Raw genomic sequence first — 15,989 nt, 5'->3', positions numbered from 1 at the left:
AATGAAAAAATTACATGTAGTAAGTATTGTGGGTACTCGCCCCGAGATTATTCGGTTATCTCGTGTTTTTGCAAAATTAGATGAGCATTGTAAGCATACCATTGTGCATACAGGTCAAAATTATGATTATGAACTCAACCAAATATTTTTTGATGATCTTGGTGTTCGTAAACCTGACTATTTTTTAAATGCAGCTGGTAAAAATGCAGCACAAACAATAGGTCAGATTATTATTGCCGTAGATGAAATTTTAGAAAAAGAGCAACCTGATGCTCTGTTGGTATTAGGTGATACTAATAGTTGTTTAGCTGCAATTCCTGCAAAACGACGTAAGATACCTATCTTCCATATGGAAGCAGGTAATCGTTGTTTTGATATGCGCGTACCTGAAGAAATTAACCGGCGAATCGTTGACCATACAGCTGATATCAATCTTACCTATAGTGATATCGCGCGTGAATACTTACTAGCAGAAGGTTTACCTGCAGATAGAGTGATTAAAACGGGTAGCCCAATGTGTGAAGTACTCACTCATTATGCTGATGTGATTGAAGCCTCTGATGTTTTAACTCGCCTAGACCTAATTCCAGGTAAGTACTTTGTTGTTAGTGCACACCGAGAAGAAAACGTTGATTCAGATGTTAATCTCAATAAATTAGCCTTAACACTCAATACGGTAGCCGAAACTTATGGCGAACCTGTGATTGTTTCTACTCACCCTCGTACGCAAAAACGTATTGATGCCCAAGAAATTAAGTTTCACCCTCTTGTACAATTGTTAAAGCCATTAGGTTTTAGGGACTACGTTAAGTTACAAAAAGAAGCACGGGCAGTGCTTTCGGATAGTGGCACAATCAATGAAGAGTCATCTATCTTAAACTTTCCAGCTTTAAATCTCCGTGAAGCACACGAACGTCCAGAGGGGATGGAAGAAGCCGCTGTTATGATGGTTGGATTGGAGCCTGACCGGGTTATGCAAGCTTTACAAGTACTTGAAACGCAAAGCCGTGGTGAAGAGAGAACTTTACGTCAAGTGGCTGATTACTCTATGCCTAATGTATCGGATAAAATTGTACGCATTATACATTCTTATACTGATTACATTAACCGTGTGGTTTGGAAAAAATATTAAATAGCATAAGGAGCTTATATAAGTATAAGCTCCTTGCTTAATGGATAAGCAGTGAAAATTCTTATAGTTACACAGTGGTTTGATCCTGAACCAACTTTTAAAGGCTTACTTTTTGCGAAGGAGCTAGTTAAAGCAGGGCACGAAGTTGAAGTTATTACCGGGTTTCCAAATTACCCAGGTGGCATGGTATACGACGGCTATAGTATTAAATTTCATAGTAAAGAAGTTATAGATGGTGTCATTATTCATCGTGTCCCTCTTTACCCTGCGCATGACAGTTCTGCAATAAAGCGTATTGCAAACTATATCTCTTTTGCCGCATCGTCATGTTTATGTGGATTGTTTTCAGTGTCTAGGCCAGATGTTATTTATAGTTATCATCCACCCTTAACTACCGCGTTATCAGCTACATTAATCTCTTTGTTTAGACGTGCACCATTGGTTGTTGATATACAGGATCTTTGGCCAGATACTCTTGCCGCGACAGGTATGTTAAATAATAAGAAAGCACTTTCTCTTATTGAAGTTTTCTGTCAACTTGTTTATAAAAGAGCGTCTAAAGTTGTTGTTTTATCACCAGGTTTTAAAAAACGGTTACAAGAGAGAGGAGTACCAGTAAGTAAGCTTGAAGTTATTTATAACTGGTGCGATGAAGAAGCTTTAGAAGGGGGCGTTGAAAGCACTTTGCGTTTGCCTAATAATGGACGATTAAATCTACTCTTTGCTGGTAACTTAGGTAATGCTCAAGGTTTACCTTCAATTATAGATGCAGCTGATATACTTCAAAGCAAGCAGGCTAATATTAATATTGTATTTTTAGGAGCTGGTATTGCTAAAGATAAAGCGGTACAACAAGCTAAAGAGCTGGCCTTAGATAACGTGTATTTTCTCCCAAGAGTGCCAATGCAAGAAGTTGGGGGTCTTCTCAAGAAGGCGGATATACTTTTAGTGCATTTGACTGATGATGAACTGTTTTCCATCACAATCCCATCTCGTACTCAAGCATATTTAGCAATTGGAAAGCCAATTGTCATGGGGGTAAATGGTGATGCGTCAGATTTAATTAAACAGGCGAAAGCTGGTGTAAGCTGCAAGGCAAACAACTCAACCTCACTTGCAAATGCACTTATTACGCTTGTAAACAAAAGTGCAGAAGAACGTGGGGTAATGGGAAGTAATGCACTTAATTTTTATCAGAGTGAGTTAGCTGTTGCTGTAGGTGTTAAAAAATTCATTTCCGTATTTGAGGAGGTTAAGCGATGAAAAGGATCTTTGACATTATCATCTCTATATTGGCATTGCTTTTTTTGTCTCCATTTGTATTAATTACCGCTTTATTGGTTCGAGTGAAACTTGGTTCTCCAATTTTATTTACTCAAGAGCGTCCAGGTTTAAACGGAAAATCTTTTAGAATGATGAAGTTCCGAACTATGATAGATGCCGTAGATAAAAATGGTGAGCAACTACCTGACGAACAACGTTTGACCCCATTTGGTGTTTTATTACGTTCTACTAGCTTGGATGAGCTACCGGGTTTACTAAATGTAATCAAAGGTGATATGAGTTTAGTGGGTCCTCGCCCACTTCTCGTTGAATATTTACCTTTATACTCTAAAGAACAGGCGAAACGCCATAATGTACGTCCAGGTATAACAGGCTGGGCACAAGTGAATGGCCGTAATGCTATTTCGTGGGAACAGAAGTTCAAACTGGATACCTGGTATGTTGAAAACCAGGGCTTGTGGTTGGACATTAAAATATTGTTGCTGACGGTGAGTAAAGTCCTTAAGTCTGAAGGGGTATCACCGACAAACGAAGTAATTATGCCACGTTTTCAAGGCTCTACTCATCTGGAAGACAAATAATATCATTATGCATACACCAATCCGTTCACAAGTAAGCCGTTTGGCACCTGATACTTACCTCAACAAAAAAATAGCTGTTATTTCTGATCTGCACAGTAACTTTGACTCGCTCAGTTGTGCCGTCGAAAAAATCCGTCAACATGATGTTGATTTGGTGGTGATTCTGGGCGATTTACTCAGTTATGGCGCTCAGGTTGATGAAGTGTTAGCTTTACTTAAAACGCTCGCACAGCAACTGCCGTGCTGGTTTGTGATGGGAAACCATGATGAGTTTTATTTTGATTTACAGAGTGGACAAAGCGAAACCCGTTATAAAATACCGGACTTTATTAAAGAGTCGGTGCAATGGAATTTAGATAAACTGAACCAGTCTGATGTTGTGTTGCTAAATCATTTTGATTGGCACTCCGCCATTGCCTTGGGCCCGGTATTGTTGTCTCATGCCAATCCTTATGGACTGGGAAACTGGAGTTATTTGAATCAGCCAAATGAGTGTTTAAAAGCTGCTAGGGTATTGCGTGAAGGGGATTATCAGGTGGGCATTTTTGGCCATACCCATCGTAAAAAAGTATTGTGTTTCATTGGTGATGAATTGGCTGATGAACCTGCGGATACTTTGCATTATAAGCAACACCCCAGTCATTGTTATATTGTTAATCCTGGTTCATTGGGGCAACCTCGTGGTGAAGGGGCGTCGTTATTGTTTTTTCAGATAACTGAACATAGCGTGGCGCTAGAACATATTACAATTCACCCTGATTTAACCCGTTACTTTAGTCAACTGGTAGACAGCAACTTGTCAGATACTACGACTGAAAAATTACTATCGTATTTTGGAGATATAAAATGATAACCGTATTAGTGACTGGTGCCGGTGGTGGCGTAGGTCAGGGCATTATCAAATCGCTTAAATTAATTAAAGACCTTGAAATAAAAATCGTTGCAGCGGATATGAGCAACCTAGCGGCGGGTATCTATGCTGGTGATGTATCACGCATTGTACCTTCGGCTTCGTCGGATGATTATCTTAAACGCCTTGGTGTAGTTTTTTGTGAAGAATCGATTGATTATTACTTTGCCGGGACAGATGTTGAGTTGCTGTTTTGTGCCAACAACAAAGCTTATATCGAACAGGAGTATGGAGTTAAAGTTGTGGTTTCACCGCTATCAGCCATTGCTATCTCTGATGACAAACATAAAACAGCTGAATTTTTAAAGCAACATGACTTTTATTATCCACAGACTTGGCTGCCTAGCGAGGTGGATGTAGACTCCCTGGAATTTCCTGTGATCGTCAAACCTGCCGTGGGTTGTCGTTCTATTGGTGTTGGCATTTCTCGTGACAAAGCACAACTGATGCAGCGCCTTGATAATGAAGAGGGTCTAGTGATTCAGGAGTTGGTAGGTACTGATGCAGATGAATACACATGTACTATTGTTGTGATTAACGGTGTGGCTTCTGATGTGGTGATCTTGAATCGTACTTTACGTGCCGGCGATACCTTTAGAGCTGAGCCAGTGGATAATTCTGTGATCTCTGAATATGTCACTAAAGTGGCACTGGCCATGGACATTCACGGCTCATGTAATTTTCAGCTACGCCTTGATAAAGAAGGTATCCCAAAAATTTTTGAAGTTAACTGTCGTTTCTCTGGCACCACGCCATTTTGTGCACAGTTGGGTTTTAATCCGGTTGAGTATTACATCAAGAAAACTCAGGGGCTAGAGTATAGCGGAGCGATTAACTTTGATGCCATGGTCTTGCGACACTGGCAAGAGGTGGTGGTAAGCAAGTCACAAATGGCTGAACTAGCTCAAGCCGGACGTCTTGACCCAAGAGTGCTAAAAAATGCGGCTCTTTTTTAAAATTAGATAATGGGTATCAAATGAAAATTGCATTGACTGGTAGCTCTGGTATGATCGGGTTACATATGAAAGCGTTGCTTAAACAGCGCGAAATAACTTGTGTTGAAGTCAATCGCAGCCGTTGGGATTTAGCGCATTATAAAACCCCTGAACAGCTGGATGAGGTCTTTGGTAGTGTAGGTGCAGTATGCCATTTTGGTGCATTTGTACCACCGTCAGCTTCAGACCCTAATGCAGAAAAAATCCAAACTGGTAATTTATTTGATGCCAATGTACGTTCTTGTTTGGCTTTGGCTGAGTGGGCGACGTTACGTAAAATACCCGTGGTGTTTTTATCTGGCTCCACGGTCTATAAAGACCCTCATCTATCATCTATTAAAGAAGGCGATGAAAAAGTTGTGTGTGGTTTTGGCGGTTTTTATGGTTTTAGCAAATGGCTGGCTGAGAATGTGTTTGAACATTATCGCGCTCAGGGCTTACAGTTGGTAACGCTGCGGCCCTCATCGGTTTATGGCACTTTTATGCCAACAAATAGATTGGTAGCTAACTTTTTACAAACTGTCAGTGAAAACAAAACCATCACTGTGGTTGAGCCAGTCGTTAATAAGATCAATCTGGTTCATGCTGCTGATATTGCTTTGGCCAGTTTAACTGCACTGCAACAAAAAGCCTGGGGTATTTATAATATTGGTGGCCCTAGTTGTGTGACTATTCAGCAAATTGCTCAACAGTGTGTGGCGGCAGCCGGTCAAGGCACCATTGAAGTGGTTGATAATAAAACCGGTGTTGAACCATTCAACCGTTATAACCTGTGTTGCGACAGAGCATTTGCTGCGTTCGGTTATCAACCTAAGGTAGGTCTCAGTCAAGGTATTGCGGCGATGGCTAGTAATAGCTTGCTTACCCTTGATTAGTTTTGTTACTAGGTTTGACAGATAATCTCTCGTTAATACACATTATCTGATGAACACCGAATTACGCTATATTTGCGAAGTTCATACAGTGGTAAGCTTTATCGTGATGGCGATTTTACTAAAGTTTTATCACAGGCTTGAGTATTCTTAAAGCACCTTTAATTCATTCCTCTCCGAAACACAGAAAATGTCGGCGATTCTGGCGGATATATTAGTCGGGTGAGGAGCTAATCGAAGAATAGCGTTCGCTTGTCAATAAACCCCTGCGGGATTATTGACAAGCACAAATTTTGCTGGAGTTTACTTTTTAGTTGGGGCCTACAGCAAAATACTGGGTTTACTTTCCTTAACCTTAACTTTAGTTTTGTTATTTATATTTTATTCTCTTTTTATATTCCAAACAGGTGGTGGCAATTATGTTAAATGGACCTTTTTCTCCTTGGCCCAGTTTTACCTCAGAAGAAGCTCATAAAGTATCTTCTGTCTTATTATCAAATAAAGTTAACTATTGGACAGGTCAGGAAGGTCGCGAATTTGAAAAAGAATTTGCTACTTTCGCTGATAGTAAATATGCCGTTGCTTTAGGAAATGGCACCTTAGCGTTAGATATTGCTTTAAAGGCAATGGCTATTGGCGCAGGTGATGAAGTAATTACCACACCACGAACTTTCTTAGCATCGGCTTCAAGCATAGTTACCGCAGGTGCAAAGCCTGTTTTTGCTGATGTCGATTTGAATAGCCAAAATATTACCGCAGCAAGTATTGCCGCGGTACTAACGCCACAAACTAAAGCGGTGATAGTGGTTCATTTAGCGGGTATGCCTGCTGAAATGGACGATATAATGGCATTAAGTAAGCAACATGGTTTTTATGTTATTGAAGATTGTGCACAAGCACATGGCGCTAAATATAAAGGCCGCAGTGTTGGTTCAATTGGCCATGCTGGTGCGTGGTCTTTTTGCCAAGATAAAATTATGTCTACTGGCGGTGAAGGAGGCATGGTAACCGCCAATGATGAAAGCTTATGGAAAAAAATGTGGGCTTATAAAGACCATGGTAAATCGTGGGATGCTATTTATAACCGAGAACACCCACCCGGCTTTAGATGGTTACATGAAAGTTTTGGTACCAATTGGCGTATGACAGAGATGCAAGCTGCTATTGGCCGTATTCAACTTACTCGCATGGAAGCTTGGACAGGGAAACGCCAAGCTTATGCTAAGCAACTAGATAAAGCTGCTGAAGAGTTTGAGTTAATTCGCTTAGTCGAAGTACCCGAATACAGTGAGCATGCGGAATATAAACATTATATGTTTATCAAGCCTGAATTTTTAGCTGATGGCTGGAACCGAGATCGGATCGTTAATGAAATAGTGGCTGCAGGTGTACCTTGTTTTCAAGGTAGCTGCTCTGAAGTTTATTTAGAAAAAGCTTTTGATAATACTGGTTTTAGGCCCGAGACTCGCTTAGCTAATGCCAAAGAACTTGGTGAAACAAGTTTGATGTTTTTAGTACATCCTACATTGACAACAGAAGAGTTAGCAATTACCTGTAACGTGCTTTTTAAAGTACTAAAAATAGCTAGTAATAAATAATTTATAATAAAACGGCATAAAGAGTATTGCTTGTGTATAATATCTGACATTATTTCCAATGCTCTTTCTAATAATTTACCGTAATTATTAGAAATCTCCTAGACGTAAGCAATATTTTTATATGAATTTTTTATTTCAAGCATCAAAGCCTGTAAAACGTGTAATTTCTCTTTTCTCAGATCTTATTTTCGTTAGTGTTGCTTTTTGGGCTGCAATGCTTGTTCGTTTAGATACACTAACTGTTTTTTTACATTCACCTTCATGGGTATTACTTGCTTGTCTGTTGCCGATTTCCCTAATGGCTAATGTTAAACTTGGTCTATATAGAGCGGTTCTAAGATATATAAATAGTAAAGCAGCTATAAGTATTGCTTTGTCAGTATGCTTCACTACAGTGGCTTTGATTTTCTTATCTTTCTTTTTAAATATAGATTTGCCTCGTACTGTACCTGTAATATTTTCGGCCTTTTTATTGGTTTTAGTCGGAGGCAGTCGCTTTTTGATGCGAACATTATTAGCAACGTCATCAATAAAAAATAAGTATAAAGAAAAAGTTATCATCTATGGTGCGGGTTCTGCGGGAAGACAGCTTGCTCAGTCTCTACTGCATGGAGATGAATACTATCCCGTAGCCTTTATTGATGATGATGTAAAAATTCAAAAAAGAATTGTCCAAGGTATAACGGTATATAGCCGTAACGATCTTCCAGGCTTGATTGCAAACACTTCAGCTTCACGACTTTTACTTGCAATGCCTAGAGAGAGTAAAAAGTGTATCGCTCGTGTTTTAAGCGAAATCGAAGCCTTACCCGTTGAAATATTATCTATTCCCGGCTCCGCAGATTTAGTTAGTGGTAAAGCTAAAATTGATGAACTTCGTGAGGTTTCCATCGAAGATCTACTTGGCCGTGATTCAGTTGCACCTAATCATGATCTTCTTAAAGATAATATAACTAATAAAATTGTTATGATTACGGGGGCTGGTGGCTCCATAGGCTCTGAGTTATGTCGCCAGATACTAGGGCAGAGACCTAAAAAAATAGTTTTATTGGAACTCTCAGAATTTGCGCTTTACAGTATTAATGGCGAATTACAAAATTTAGCGAATAAACTTGATTACGATTTACAAATAGTACCTCTACTTGGTTCTGTCCAGCATAAGAATCGTTTGCTAACGGTGATGAGGACTTTTAGGGTGCAAACTATTTATCATGCTGCAGCCTATAAACATGTACCTGTAGTAGAACATAATGTTATAGAAGGAGTACGAAATAACATATTTGGAACTTTGTTCGTGGCTGAAGCAGCTATAGAAGCTAAAGTAGAAACATTTGTACTCATTTCTACAGACAAAGCAGTAAGACCAACCAACGTTATGGGGACAACTAAACGTATGGCTGAGCTCGTTCTACAATCATTGGCGGAGAAAACTAAACAAGTAAATGGAAGTACACGTTTCTGTATGGTTAGGTTTGGTAATGTACTTGGTTCATCTGGGTCTGTTGTACCATTATTTAGAAAACAAATAAAGAATGGTGGTCCTATTACCGTTACACACCCTGAAATAATTCGTTATTTTATGACAATCCCAGAAGCTTCCCAGCTAGTTATTCAAGCCGGTGCGATGGGAAAAGGTGGCGAGGTTTTTGTTTTAGACATGGGTGACCCTGTAAAAATAACAGACCTCGCAGAAAAAATGATTAGATTATCGGGATTAACTGTAATGGATAAGCTTAACCCTGATGGCGATATTGCTATTGAATATACAGGCTTGCGACCAGGTGAAAAATTATTTGAAGAGTTACTCATAGGTGATGATGTTACTCAAACGGAACATCGACGTATTCTATCTGCTCATGAAGCTTGGTTACCGTGGAATGAATTAGAAAAAATATTGGTAAAACTAGATGACGCTTGCCATCAGTTTGACCATGAGCAGATTCGTCGTTTACTGCTTCAAGCACCTACAGGTTTTGTTCCTAAAGATGGTATTTGTGACTTGGTTTGGAATGCTAAAGAACAAACTGTTTGATTGCCTGCGAGCTTACCTAAATTTGTATGAATTATAGATGTTGATGATAAGACTAATAAGTAATTCCGACCAAGATAAGTGGCTTATTAATTTCTATGTGAAATCGTTCGTTTATTGAATACGGCTTGTGTCATCCTGTGTTGGCTGATGAGCTTAGGGCTTATTTGCAATAGATAGTGAAAGGTTAGGGGTTCTGTTTTCAGGGACTATGTGGTTAAAGACACTAGTGATTTAAGAGATATTCTACCACCGAGAACACAAAGGGACTTCGTCCTACACCGAGAAGAGACAAGTGATTATGTAAAGGGATAAGAACGTAGGTTCAGGATAATTGCTCAGGAGAATGTGCATCCTGCATTCTCTAATAAGGTACTTCCTGTACCGTCTCCATTCTCTAATAAGTAGTATCCATGCCACGCCGATTAGTGACTTCGGGAATGACGGTTTTTACTTTGGCTCATTATTTCTCTGTTAGCTTCCAGTTAAGCTCGTTTATGGCTGAAACGCCCATATCTTCGCTATATCCTGCTTTACCGTAAACTCATTAAAGTATTCTGCTATCTATCTATCTATCTATCTATCTATCTATCTATCTATCTATCTATCTATCTATCTATCTATCTATCTATCTATCTATCTATCTATCTATCTATCTATCTATCTATCTGTCTCCAAACCTGAGTTCCTGATGTGGCTTTCACATCACTATAGAGTAATATAAGTTGATGGATGTTCAAACAAAAGAGATAATGTTGACATTAGAACTAAAGAGTCAATGTTATGCATAAGGGAATCATTCTAGCGGGCGGTAGCGGTACTCGCCTATATCCACTAACTAAGGTTGTAAGTAAGCAGTTAATGCCTGTTTATGATAAACCTATGGTTTATTATCCGCTTGCCACCTTAATGCAAGCGGGTATCCAAGAGATACTTATAATATCTACTCCTGAAGAAACTCATCGTTTTGAAAACCTTTTAGGTAATGGTGCAAACTTCGGCGTGTCAATATCGTACAAAGTGCAGCCTAGTCCAGACGGATTAGCACAGGCATTTATTCTTGCAGAAGACTTTCTTGATGGCGCAGGAGCTGCGCTTGTCCTTGGTGACAATATGTTTTATGGCCATGATTTAACTAAATCACTGCAAAATGCAAATGCTCAAGAGTCGGGCGGTACTGTTTTCGGTTATCACGTAGCTAATCCTCGAGCTTATGGGGTAGTTGAATTTGATGACACTGGTACCGCTGTTTCTATTGAAGAAAAGCCAGTTGAGCCTAAATCAAACTATGCAATTCCAGGACTTTATTTCTTCGATGAAAAAGTTGTTGAATACGCTAAAAAAGTTAAGCCCTCAGCCCGCGGTGAATTAGAAATTACTGATGTTATTGATCAATATTTAAAAGCGGGTGAATTAAAAGTTGAAATAATGGGCCGTGGCACAGCGTGGCTTGATACTGGTACTCATGATGATTTATTAGCTGCAGCAAATTTTATTGCGACTATTGAAAAACGCCAAGGTTTAAAAGTTAACTGTCCCGAAGAAGTTGCCTTTCGTAATGGTTGGTTAAGTAAAGAAAAACTTCGTGAAATAGCACAACCTCTACGTAAAAGTGGTTATGGCGAATATTTACTTAATTTAATCGATGCTAAGGTCTTTTAATGAAAATTATTGATACCAGCATCCCTGATGTGAAAATTATTGAGCCAAAGGTTTTTGGCGATGAACGTGGTTTTTTCTTAGAAACGTTTCGTGATGATTGGTTTAAAGAAAATGTCGCTGATGTTACTTTTATCCAAGATAACCATAGTAAATCTAGCCAAGGTATTTTACGTGGTATGCATTATCAGTTAGAAAAAACACAAGGCAAGTTAGTACGTGTTACTTCTGGTGAGGTTTATGATGTTGCTATTGATATGCGTAAAATTAGCCCTAGTTATGGACAATGGTTTGGTGTGATACTGTCCGAAACCAATAAACGTCAACTTTGGGTGCCTGCGGGCTTTGCCCATGGATTTTATGTTACTAGCGAGTCAGCTGAATTTGTCTATAAGTGTACTGATTATTATGCCCCTGAGCATGAAGTATCCGTTAAATGGGATGATCCAGCACTAGCTATTGATTGGCCATTACTCGCTAATACTAAACCTTCATTATCTGCAAAAGATGAAGACGGCCTTTTATTTAAAGATGCGCCAAGTTTTTAAAAAGTAAAGTTATGGATTCCCGATCAGAAACTTCGGGAATGACGACTGAACTTAATGTGTTCTAACCGTACAACTGTCATCCTCGTGGTGGCTTAGTCGAGGATCCAGCTTTTAGTTTTATGGATTCAGGGCAAGAATAGATTCCCGACAAGATAACTCGGGAATGACTGTGTTAATTGGTATGTGTGTAAGCTGTTTATATGATGCCAGTAAAAACAGATATAGTAATAAAGAGAACATAAATGTGTAAAAATATTTTTATAACGGGTGGCGCTGGTTTTATTGGCTCTGCTCTTGTTCGTTATTTAATTAATGAAACCGATAATACCGTGATTAATTTTGATAAATTAACTTATGCGGGAAACCTTGAATCATTGAAGTCTATTGACTCAAATGAACGTTATAATTTTGTGCAAGGTGATATTTGTGACAAAGACAAAGTTGCTGAGGTTTTAGCGCAGTTTCAACCTGATTATATTATGCATTTAGCTGCAGAAAGCCATGTTGACAGATCTATTGATGGGCCTGGTGAGTTTATCGAGACAAATATTGTCGGTACTTATACCTTGCTTGAAGCAGCACGTAGTTATTATGTTAGCTTGAGTGAAGAGAAACAAGCTGAGTTTAGGTTTCATCATATTTCAACTGATGAAGTGTATGGAGATTTAGGCCCTACGGGTTTATTCACTGAAGAAACATCATATGATCCTAGTTCTCCCTATTCAGCATCAAAAGCAGCTTCTGATCATTTAGTCCGTGCTTGGCATAGAACTTATCAATTGCCTGTTGTTATTACTAATTGCTCAAATAATTATGGTTCATATCATTTTCCTGAAAAATTAATACCATTAGTTATTTTAAATGCCCTTGATGGTAAAGCATTACCTATATATGGTGACGGTAAACAAGTACGTGATTGGCTTTATGTTGACGACCATGTCCGTGCTTTATATAAAGTCGTTAGTGAAGGTAAGCTAGGCGAAACTTACAATATTGGTGGATTCAATGAAAAACAAAATATTGAAGTCGTTAATACTATCTGTAATCATTTAAATGATTTGATTGCTGAGAAGCCTAAAGGTTTGACTGACTTTAATGAGTTAATAACTTATGTAACAGACCGTCCAGGCCATGATGTTCGTTATGCTATCGATGCTAATAAGATAAACAAAAAGCTTGGCTGGCATCCGCAAGAAACCTTTGATTCAGGTATTAAAAAAACCATTGAGTGGTATTTGGCTAATCTTGAGTGGTGTAAACATGTTCAAGATGGCAGTTATCAACGTGAGCGCTTAGGCAGTTAATATTAAAAAATAATTACGGTAAGTTTTAGTTGCTGTTTTTACTTTTTGCGATAGTAAGTTTGAGAAAAATTATGAAAGTTATTGTTATTGGAAAAAGCGGACAGTTAGCAAATGAATTGATAGCTGAGTTACCTGAAGGTGTAGCAGTTTTATCTTTGGGGCGTAATGATGTTGATATCACTTCATATAATGATTTATCTGTTAGGGTTCACCAGTTTCAGCCGAATGTTATAATCAATGCTTCTGCTTATACTGCTGTTGATAAAGCTGAATCTGATAGAGATGCCGCTTATGCACTTAATGAAATTGCTGTAGAAATAATGGCTAAAGTCGCTAAAGAAAATAATTGTCGACTTTTACATGTTTCAACTGACTTTGTTTTTGATGGAGAAAGTAACCTTGCATATGATGTATCTAGTAACACTAACCCAAAAAGTGTTTATGGTGCGTCGAAGTTAGCAGGCGAACAGGCTATTAAAAATACTTACCCTGAGAATAGTGCAATAATTAGAACATCTTGGGTCTATTCAACGTTTGGTATTAATTTTGTTAAAACAATGTTGAGACTCATGAAAGAAAAAGAGCAGCTGGGTGTAGTAGGTGACCAAATAGGTTGCCCTACAAATGCGAAAGGTTTAGCTCAATTTCTTTGGCTGTTAGCTAGCCAAACGGAAATTAAACAAGTATATCATTGGAGTGATGCCGGAGTTGCTTCTTGGTATGACCTTGCGGTTGCTATTCAAGAGTTAGCATTAAAACATGGCTTACTTGATAAAAAAATACCAATCTCAGCTATAGCTTCTTCTGCTTACCCAACACCAGCTAAAAGACCAAAATTCAGTTTGTTAAATTCATCTCAGAGCGCTCTAATTAGTGAACAAATTCACTGGCGTGAGCAGTTAGAGCTTTGTTTAATTAAACTGTCATCTGAAAATAATGGAATTAGATTATAAATGTTAAATAATAAAATTACAAAAGCCGTGATCCCTGTAGCAGGCCTAGGCACACGTATGTTACCAGCAACAAAAGCAATTCCTAAAGAGATGCTACCGATTGTCGATAAGCCTATGATCCAATACATTGTTAATGAATGTGTTGCAGCGGGAATTAAAGAAATAGTTTTAGTAACTCATTCATCAAAAAATGCCATTGAAAATCATTTCGATAAATCATTTGAGTTGGAAACTACCCTAGAAAATCGTGTTAAACGCCAACTGTTAGAAGAAATTCAAGCTATTTGTCCTAAAGGCGTAACTATTATGCATGTGCGTCAAGGTGAAGCTAAAGGTCTAGGTCATGCAGTATTAAAAGCACGGCCAATTATTGGTGAATCGCCGTTTGTGGTGGTTTTACCTGATGTAATTTTAGATGATGCTTCAGCGGATTTGAAAACTGAAAACTTAGCGGCCATGTTAAAACGATATAATGAAGTAGGGCATAGCCAAATAATGGTTGAGCCTGTTCCTATGGAAATGGTCAGTAATTATGGTGTTGTTGATTGCGCAGGGCACAAACTTGCTGCCGGTGAATCTGAAGCTATGACTGCGGTAGTAGAGAAACCCGCAATTGATGAAGCGCCTTCAAATCTAGCTGTTGTTGGTCGTTATGTCTTATCAGAGAAAATTTGGGACATGTTAGAGTATACGCCTCCGGGTGCTGGAGATGAGATTCAACTAACAGATGCTATTGCTAGTTTGATGAAGATCGAAACTGTAGAAGCTTTTCATATGACGGGTAAGTCACATGACTGTGGCTCTAAGCTAGGTTATATGAAAGCTAATGTAGAATACGGTCTACGCCACCCAGAGTTAGCTGATGACTTTAAAGCATACTTACAGGAAATTATTAAAGGTTAGGTATAGGACTATGGATTCCCGACTAGAGATTTCGGGAATGATGATCTCAAGGATGGGAAACAGACTCACTATGGTTGGAACGCTTTTATCTTCGCTATATCTTGCTTCATCACAAATTCATTAAAGCATTCTGCTAGCCTATCTGTTTGTTCTAACACCTTTAACCAGTACTTAATCCTTGTTGAGGAGTCAAGCTCGGTAAAGTCAGTTCTATCGGGAATTTTATTAAATGGTAGTGATTGTATAAACTTCGCAGAAGGAGCTAATAGTACGGTATTTTCATAACTACTGGCTAGTACCTTGCGGCTTGAATTTTTGTCAAACCATCCGGCTTTTGGCTCTGAGCTAAAGTGCGGGTATAACGTTAAACCGTGATTTCTCACTATACTTGTAACTTTTTGACTGTCTTCATCAGGCCTACAAATACTTGAGCAGTGCTCTTGAGCTCCATTGTTTAATGAAAAATCAAAGTGATAATCGATTATGCCGCCATCTCTGTAGGTACCTTTAGCGGAACCTTCGATGTTTTGAATACCGGACATCACCATAGGGATCGAGCCCGAAGCAAGTAGGGCGTCTTTAATATTGTCAGCGGTAAGCTTTTGATAAACATTGTCGAAGTTATAGGGGTCGTTAATCGTTAAGTTACTGCTAGGGTGCTTAAATATATAGCGTTGGTATTGCTTACTGAGGAATCGTCTACCAATTTTATTCAGTAATATACTCTGAATTAAGCCTGCACCTTGAATAATTTTATTATCAAAAGCGGTTAAGCCATTACATTTAGCCACCAGAAAATGGGCTTTAAATACTTTATTATTTATAACTTCACTGGCGCCATTATTAGCAAATAGCTGGTCAACTATGTCAACCGCTGTACTTGCTATTTCCTCTGCACTTGGCTTCTTGGAATAAACAGTATGGGCATAGTTATGCGCTAAACCTTCAATGGCTTGCACAGGGTTGTTTTGCGTTAAACATGCTGCCCGAAAGGCACCGGCACTCGAGCCGATTAAATTCAGTTCGGTAGTCCTGTTTTTAAAAAAATCACCAAAAAGGTATTTATCTAAGCCAAAGAGGGTAAACCATTTAGGGCCGCCACTAGCGCCTAGAAAGTTAGTAAAGAGCTCTTGTTTAAAGCCTTGCTCTTGTATAGTTTTTAAGGCATTTTTTCCGGCGTAAATCTCTAGCATTGCAGCAAATATCTCATGTTTCTAACTT

Annotated in this window: 14 protein-coding genes; 13 read left to right on the top strand and 1 reads right to left on the bottom strand. The window is 38.8% G+C overall.

The window, feature by feature from the left end; translation table 11 throughout:
* Position 1: 1 nt before the first annotated feature.
* The 13 genes from wecB to galU all read left to right on the top strand — a co-directional run bounded on the left by wecB (position 2) and on the right by galU (position 14,768).
* Positions 2-1,132, top strand: a complete 1,131-nt coding sequence (wecB, locus tag HRT55_RS11795) for a non-hydrolyzing UDP-N-acetylglucosamine 2-epimerase (RefSeq protein ID WP_287202059.1) — start codon at positions 2-4, stop codon at positions 1,130-1,132.
* Positions 1,133-1,183: 51 nt separating this feature from the next.
* A complete protein-coding gene (locus HRT55_RS11790; protein ID WP_287202057.1) occupies positions 1,184-2,395 on the top strand; it encodes a glycosyltransferase family 4 protein in 1,212 nt (403 codons plus the stop codon).
* Positions 2,392-2,997 carry a sugar transferase gene (locus HRT55_RS11785; protein ID WP_287202056.1) on the top strand — a complete coding sequence of 202 codons (606 nt, stop codon included), beginning with the start codon at positions 2,392-2,394 and terminating at the stop codon, positions 2,995-2,997. The genes HRT55_RS11790 and HRT55_RS11785 overlap by 4 nt, the downstream gene beginning before the upstream one ends.
* A 7-nt stretch (positions 2,998-3,004) precedes the next feature.
* Entirely contained in the window at positions 3,005-3,847 is an 843-nt protein-coding gene (locus tag HRT55_RS11780) for a metallophosphoesterase (protein ID WP_287202055.1), read from the top strand.
* Positions 3,844-4,863 carry an ATP-grasp domain-containing protein gene (locus HRT55_RS11775; RefSeq protein WP_287202053.1) on the top strand — a complete coding sequence of 340 codons (1,020 nt, stop codon included), beginning with the start codon at positions 3,844-3,846 and terminating at the stop codon, positions 4,861-4,863. The genes HRT55_RS11780 and HRT55_RS11775 overlap by 4 nt, the downstream gene beginning before the upstream one ends.
* Before the next feature lie 20 nt (positions 4,864-4,883).
* Positions 4,884-5,777, top strand: coding sequence for an NAD(P)-dependent oxidoreductase (locus tag HRT55_RS11770; RefSeq protein WP_287202051.1), 894 nt, complete (start codon positions 4,884-4,886; stop codon positions 5,775-5,777).
* A 416-nt stretch (positions 5,778-6,193) separates the two neighbouring features.
* Positions 6,194-7,372 (top strand): DegT/DnrJ/EryC1/StrS aminotransferase family protein, encoded by a 1,179-nt coding sequence (locus tag HRT55_RS11765; protein ID WP_287202049.1) that lies wholly within the window; start codon positions 6,194-6,196, stop codon positions 7,370-7,372.
* A 121-nt stretch (positions 7,373-7,493) separates the two neighbouring features.
* Positions 7,494-9,404: a nucleoside-diphosphate sugar epimerase/dehydratase gene (locus tag HRT55_RS11760; RefSeq protein ID WP_287202048.1), complete on the top strand. Its 1,911-nt coding sequence runs from the start codon at positions 7,494-7,496 to the stop codon at positions 9,402-9,404.
* Between the two features lie 780 nt (positions 9,405-10,184).
* Positions 10,185-11,063 carry a glucose-1-phosphate thymidylyltransferase RfbA gene (gene rfbA / locus HRT55_RS11755; RefSeq protein WP_287202046.1) on the top strand — a complete coding sequence of 293 codons (879 nt, stop codon included), beginning with the start codon at positions 10,185-10,187 and terminating at the stop codon, positions 11,061-11,063.
* Positions 11,063-11,608 (top strand): dTDP-4-dehydrorhamnose 3,5-epimerase, encoded by a 546-nt coding sequence (rfbC, locus tag HRT55_RS11750; RefSeq protein WP_287202044.1) that lies wholly within the window; start codon positions 11,063-11,065, stop codon positions 11,606-11,608. The genes rfbA and rfbC overlap by 1 nt, the downstream gene beginning before the upstream one ends.
* 242 nt (positions 11,609-11,850) lie before the next feature.
* Complete coding sequence (gene rfbB, locus HRT55_RS11745; RefSeq protein ID WP_287202042.1) at positions 11,851-12,912, top strand: dTDP-glucose 4,6-dehydratase; 1,062 nt, start codon at positions 11,851-11,853, stop codon at positions 12,910-12,912.
* A gap of 29 nt (positions 12,913-12,941) precedes the next feature.
* Entirely contained in the window at positions 12,942-13,865 is a 924-nt protein-coding gene (gene rfbD, locus HRT55_RS11740; protein WP_367241214.1) for a dTDP-4-dehydrorhamnose reductase, read from the top strand.
* Positions 13,866-14,768 carry a UTP--glucose-1-phosphate uridylyltransferase GalU gene (galU, locus tag HRT55_RS11735; protein WP_291621492.1) on the top strand — a complete coding sequence of 301 codons (903 nt, stop codon included), beginning with the start codon at positions 13,866-13,868 and terminating at the stop codon, positions 14,766-14,768.
* A 68-nt stretch (positions 14,769-14,836) separates the two neighbouring features.
* Here galU and HRT55_RS11730 read toward each other — a convergent pair whose 3' ends face one another.
* Complete coding sequence (locus tag HRT55_RS11730; protein ID WP_291621490.1) at positions 14,837-15,961, bottom strand: patatin-like phospholipase family protein; 1,125 nt, start codon at positions 15,959-15,961, stop codon at positions 14,837-14,839.
* Positions 15,962-15,989: the final 28 nt, after the last annotated feature.

This window comes from Colwellia sp. (genome assembly GCF_013214175.1).
Lineage (GTDB): Bacteria > Pseudomonadota > Gammaproteobacteria > Enterobacterales > Alteromonadaceae > Colwellia.
The sequence above is the reverse complement of the archived record's forward strand: the minus strand, read 5'-3'. Positions and strand labels throughout refer to the sequence as shown.

What these genes read in the sequence shown, in the direction of transcription:
- wecB (WP_287202059.1), top strand. Translation starts at nt 2, where the DNA reads ATGAAAAAATTACATGTAGTAAGTATTGTGGGTACTCGCCCCGAGATT.
- HRT55_RS11785 (WP_287202056.1), top strand. Translation starts at nt 2,392, where the DNA reads ATGAAAAGGATCTTTGACATTATCATCTCTATATTGGCATTGCTTTTT.
- HRT55_RS11780 (WP_287202055.1), top strand. Translation starts at nt 3,005, where the DNA reads ATGCATACACCAATCCGTTCACAAGTAAGCCGTTTGGCACCTGATACT.
- HRT55_RS11775 (WP_287202053.1), top strand. Translation starts at nt 3,844, where the DNA reads ATGATAACCGTATTAGTGACTGGTGCCGGTGGTGGCGTAGGTCAGGGC.
- HRT55_RS11770 (WP_287202051.1), top strand. Translation starts at nt 4,884, where the DNA reads ATGAAAATTGCATTGACTGGTAGCTCTGGTATGATCGGGTTACATATG.
- HRT55_RS11765 (WP_287202049.1), top strand. Translation starts at nt 6,194, where the DNA reads ATGTTAAATGGACCTTTTTCTCCTTGGCCCAGTTTTACCTCAGAAGAA.
- HRT55_RS11760 (WP_287202048.1), top strand. Translation starts at nt 7,494, where the DNA reads ATGAATTTTTTATTTCAAGCATCAAAGCCTGTAAAACGTGTAATTTCT.
- rfbA (WP_287202046.1), top strand. Translation starts at nt 10,185, where the DNA reads ATGCATAAGGGAATCATTCTAGCGGGCGGTAGCGGTACTCGCCTATAT.
- rfbC (WP_287202044.1), top strand. Translation starts at nt 11,063, where the DNA reads ATGAAAATTATTGATACCAGCATCCCTGATGTGAAAATTATTGAGCCA.
- rfbB (WP_287202042.1), top strand. Translation starts at nt 11,851, where the DNA reads ATGTGTAAAAATATTTTTATAACGGGTGGCGCTGGTTTTATTGGCTCT.
- galU (WP_291621492.1), top strand. Translation starts at nt 13,866, where the DNA reads ATGTTAAATAATAAAATTACAAAAGCCGTGATCCCTGTAGCAGGCCTA.
- HRT55_RS11730 (WP_291621490.1), bottom strand. Translation starts at nt 15,961, where the DNA reads ATGCTAGAGATTTACGCCGGAAAAAATGCCTTAAAAACTATACAAGAG.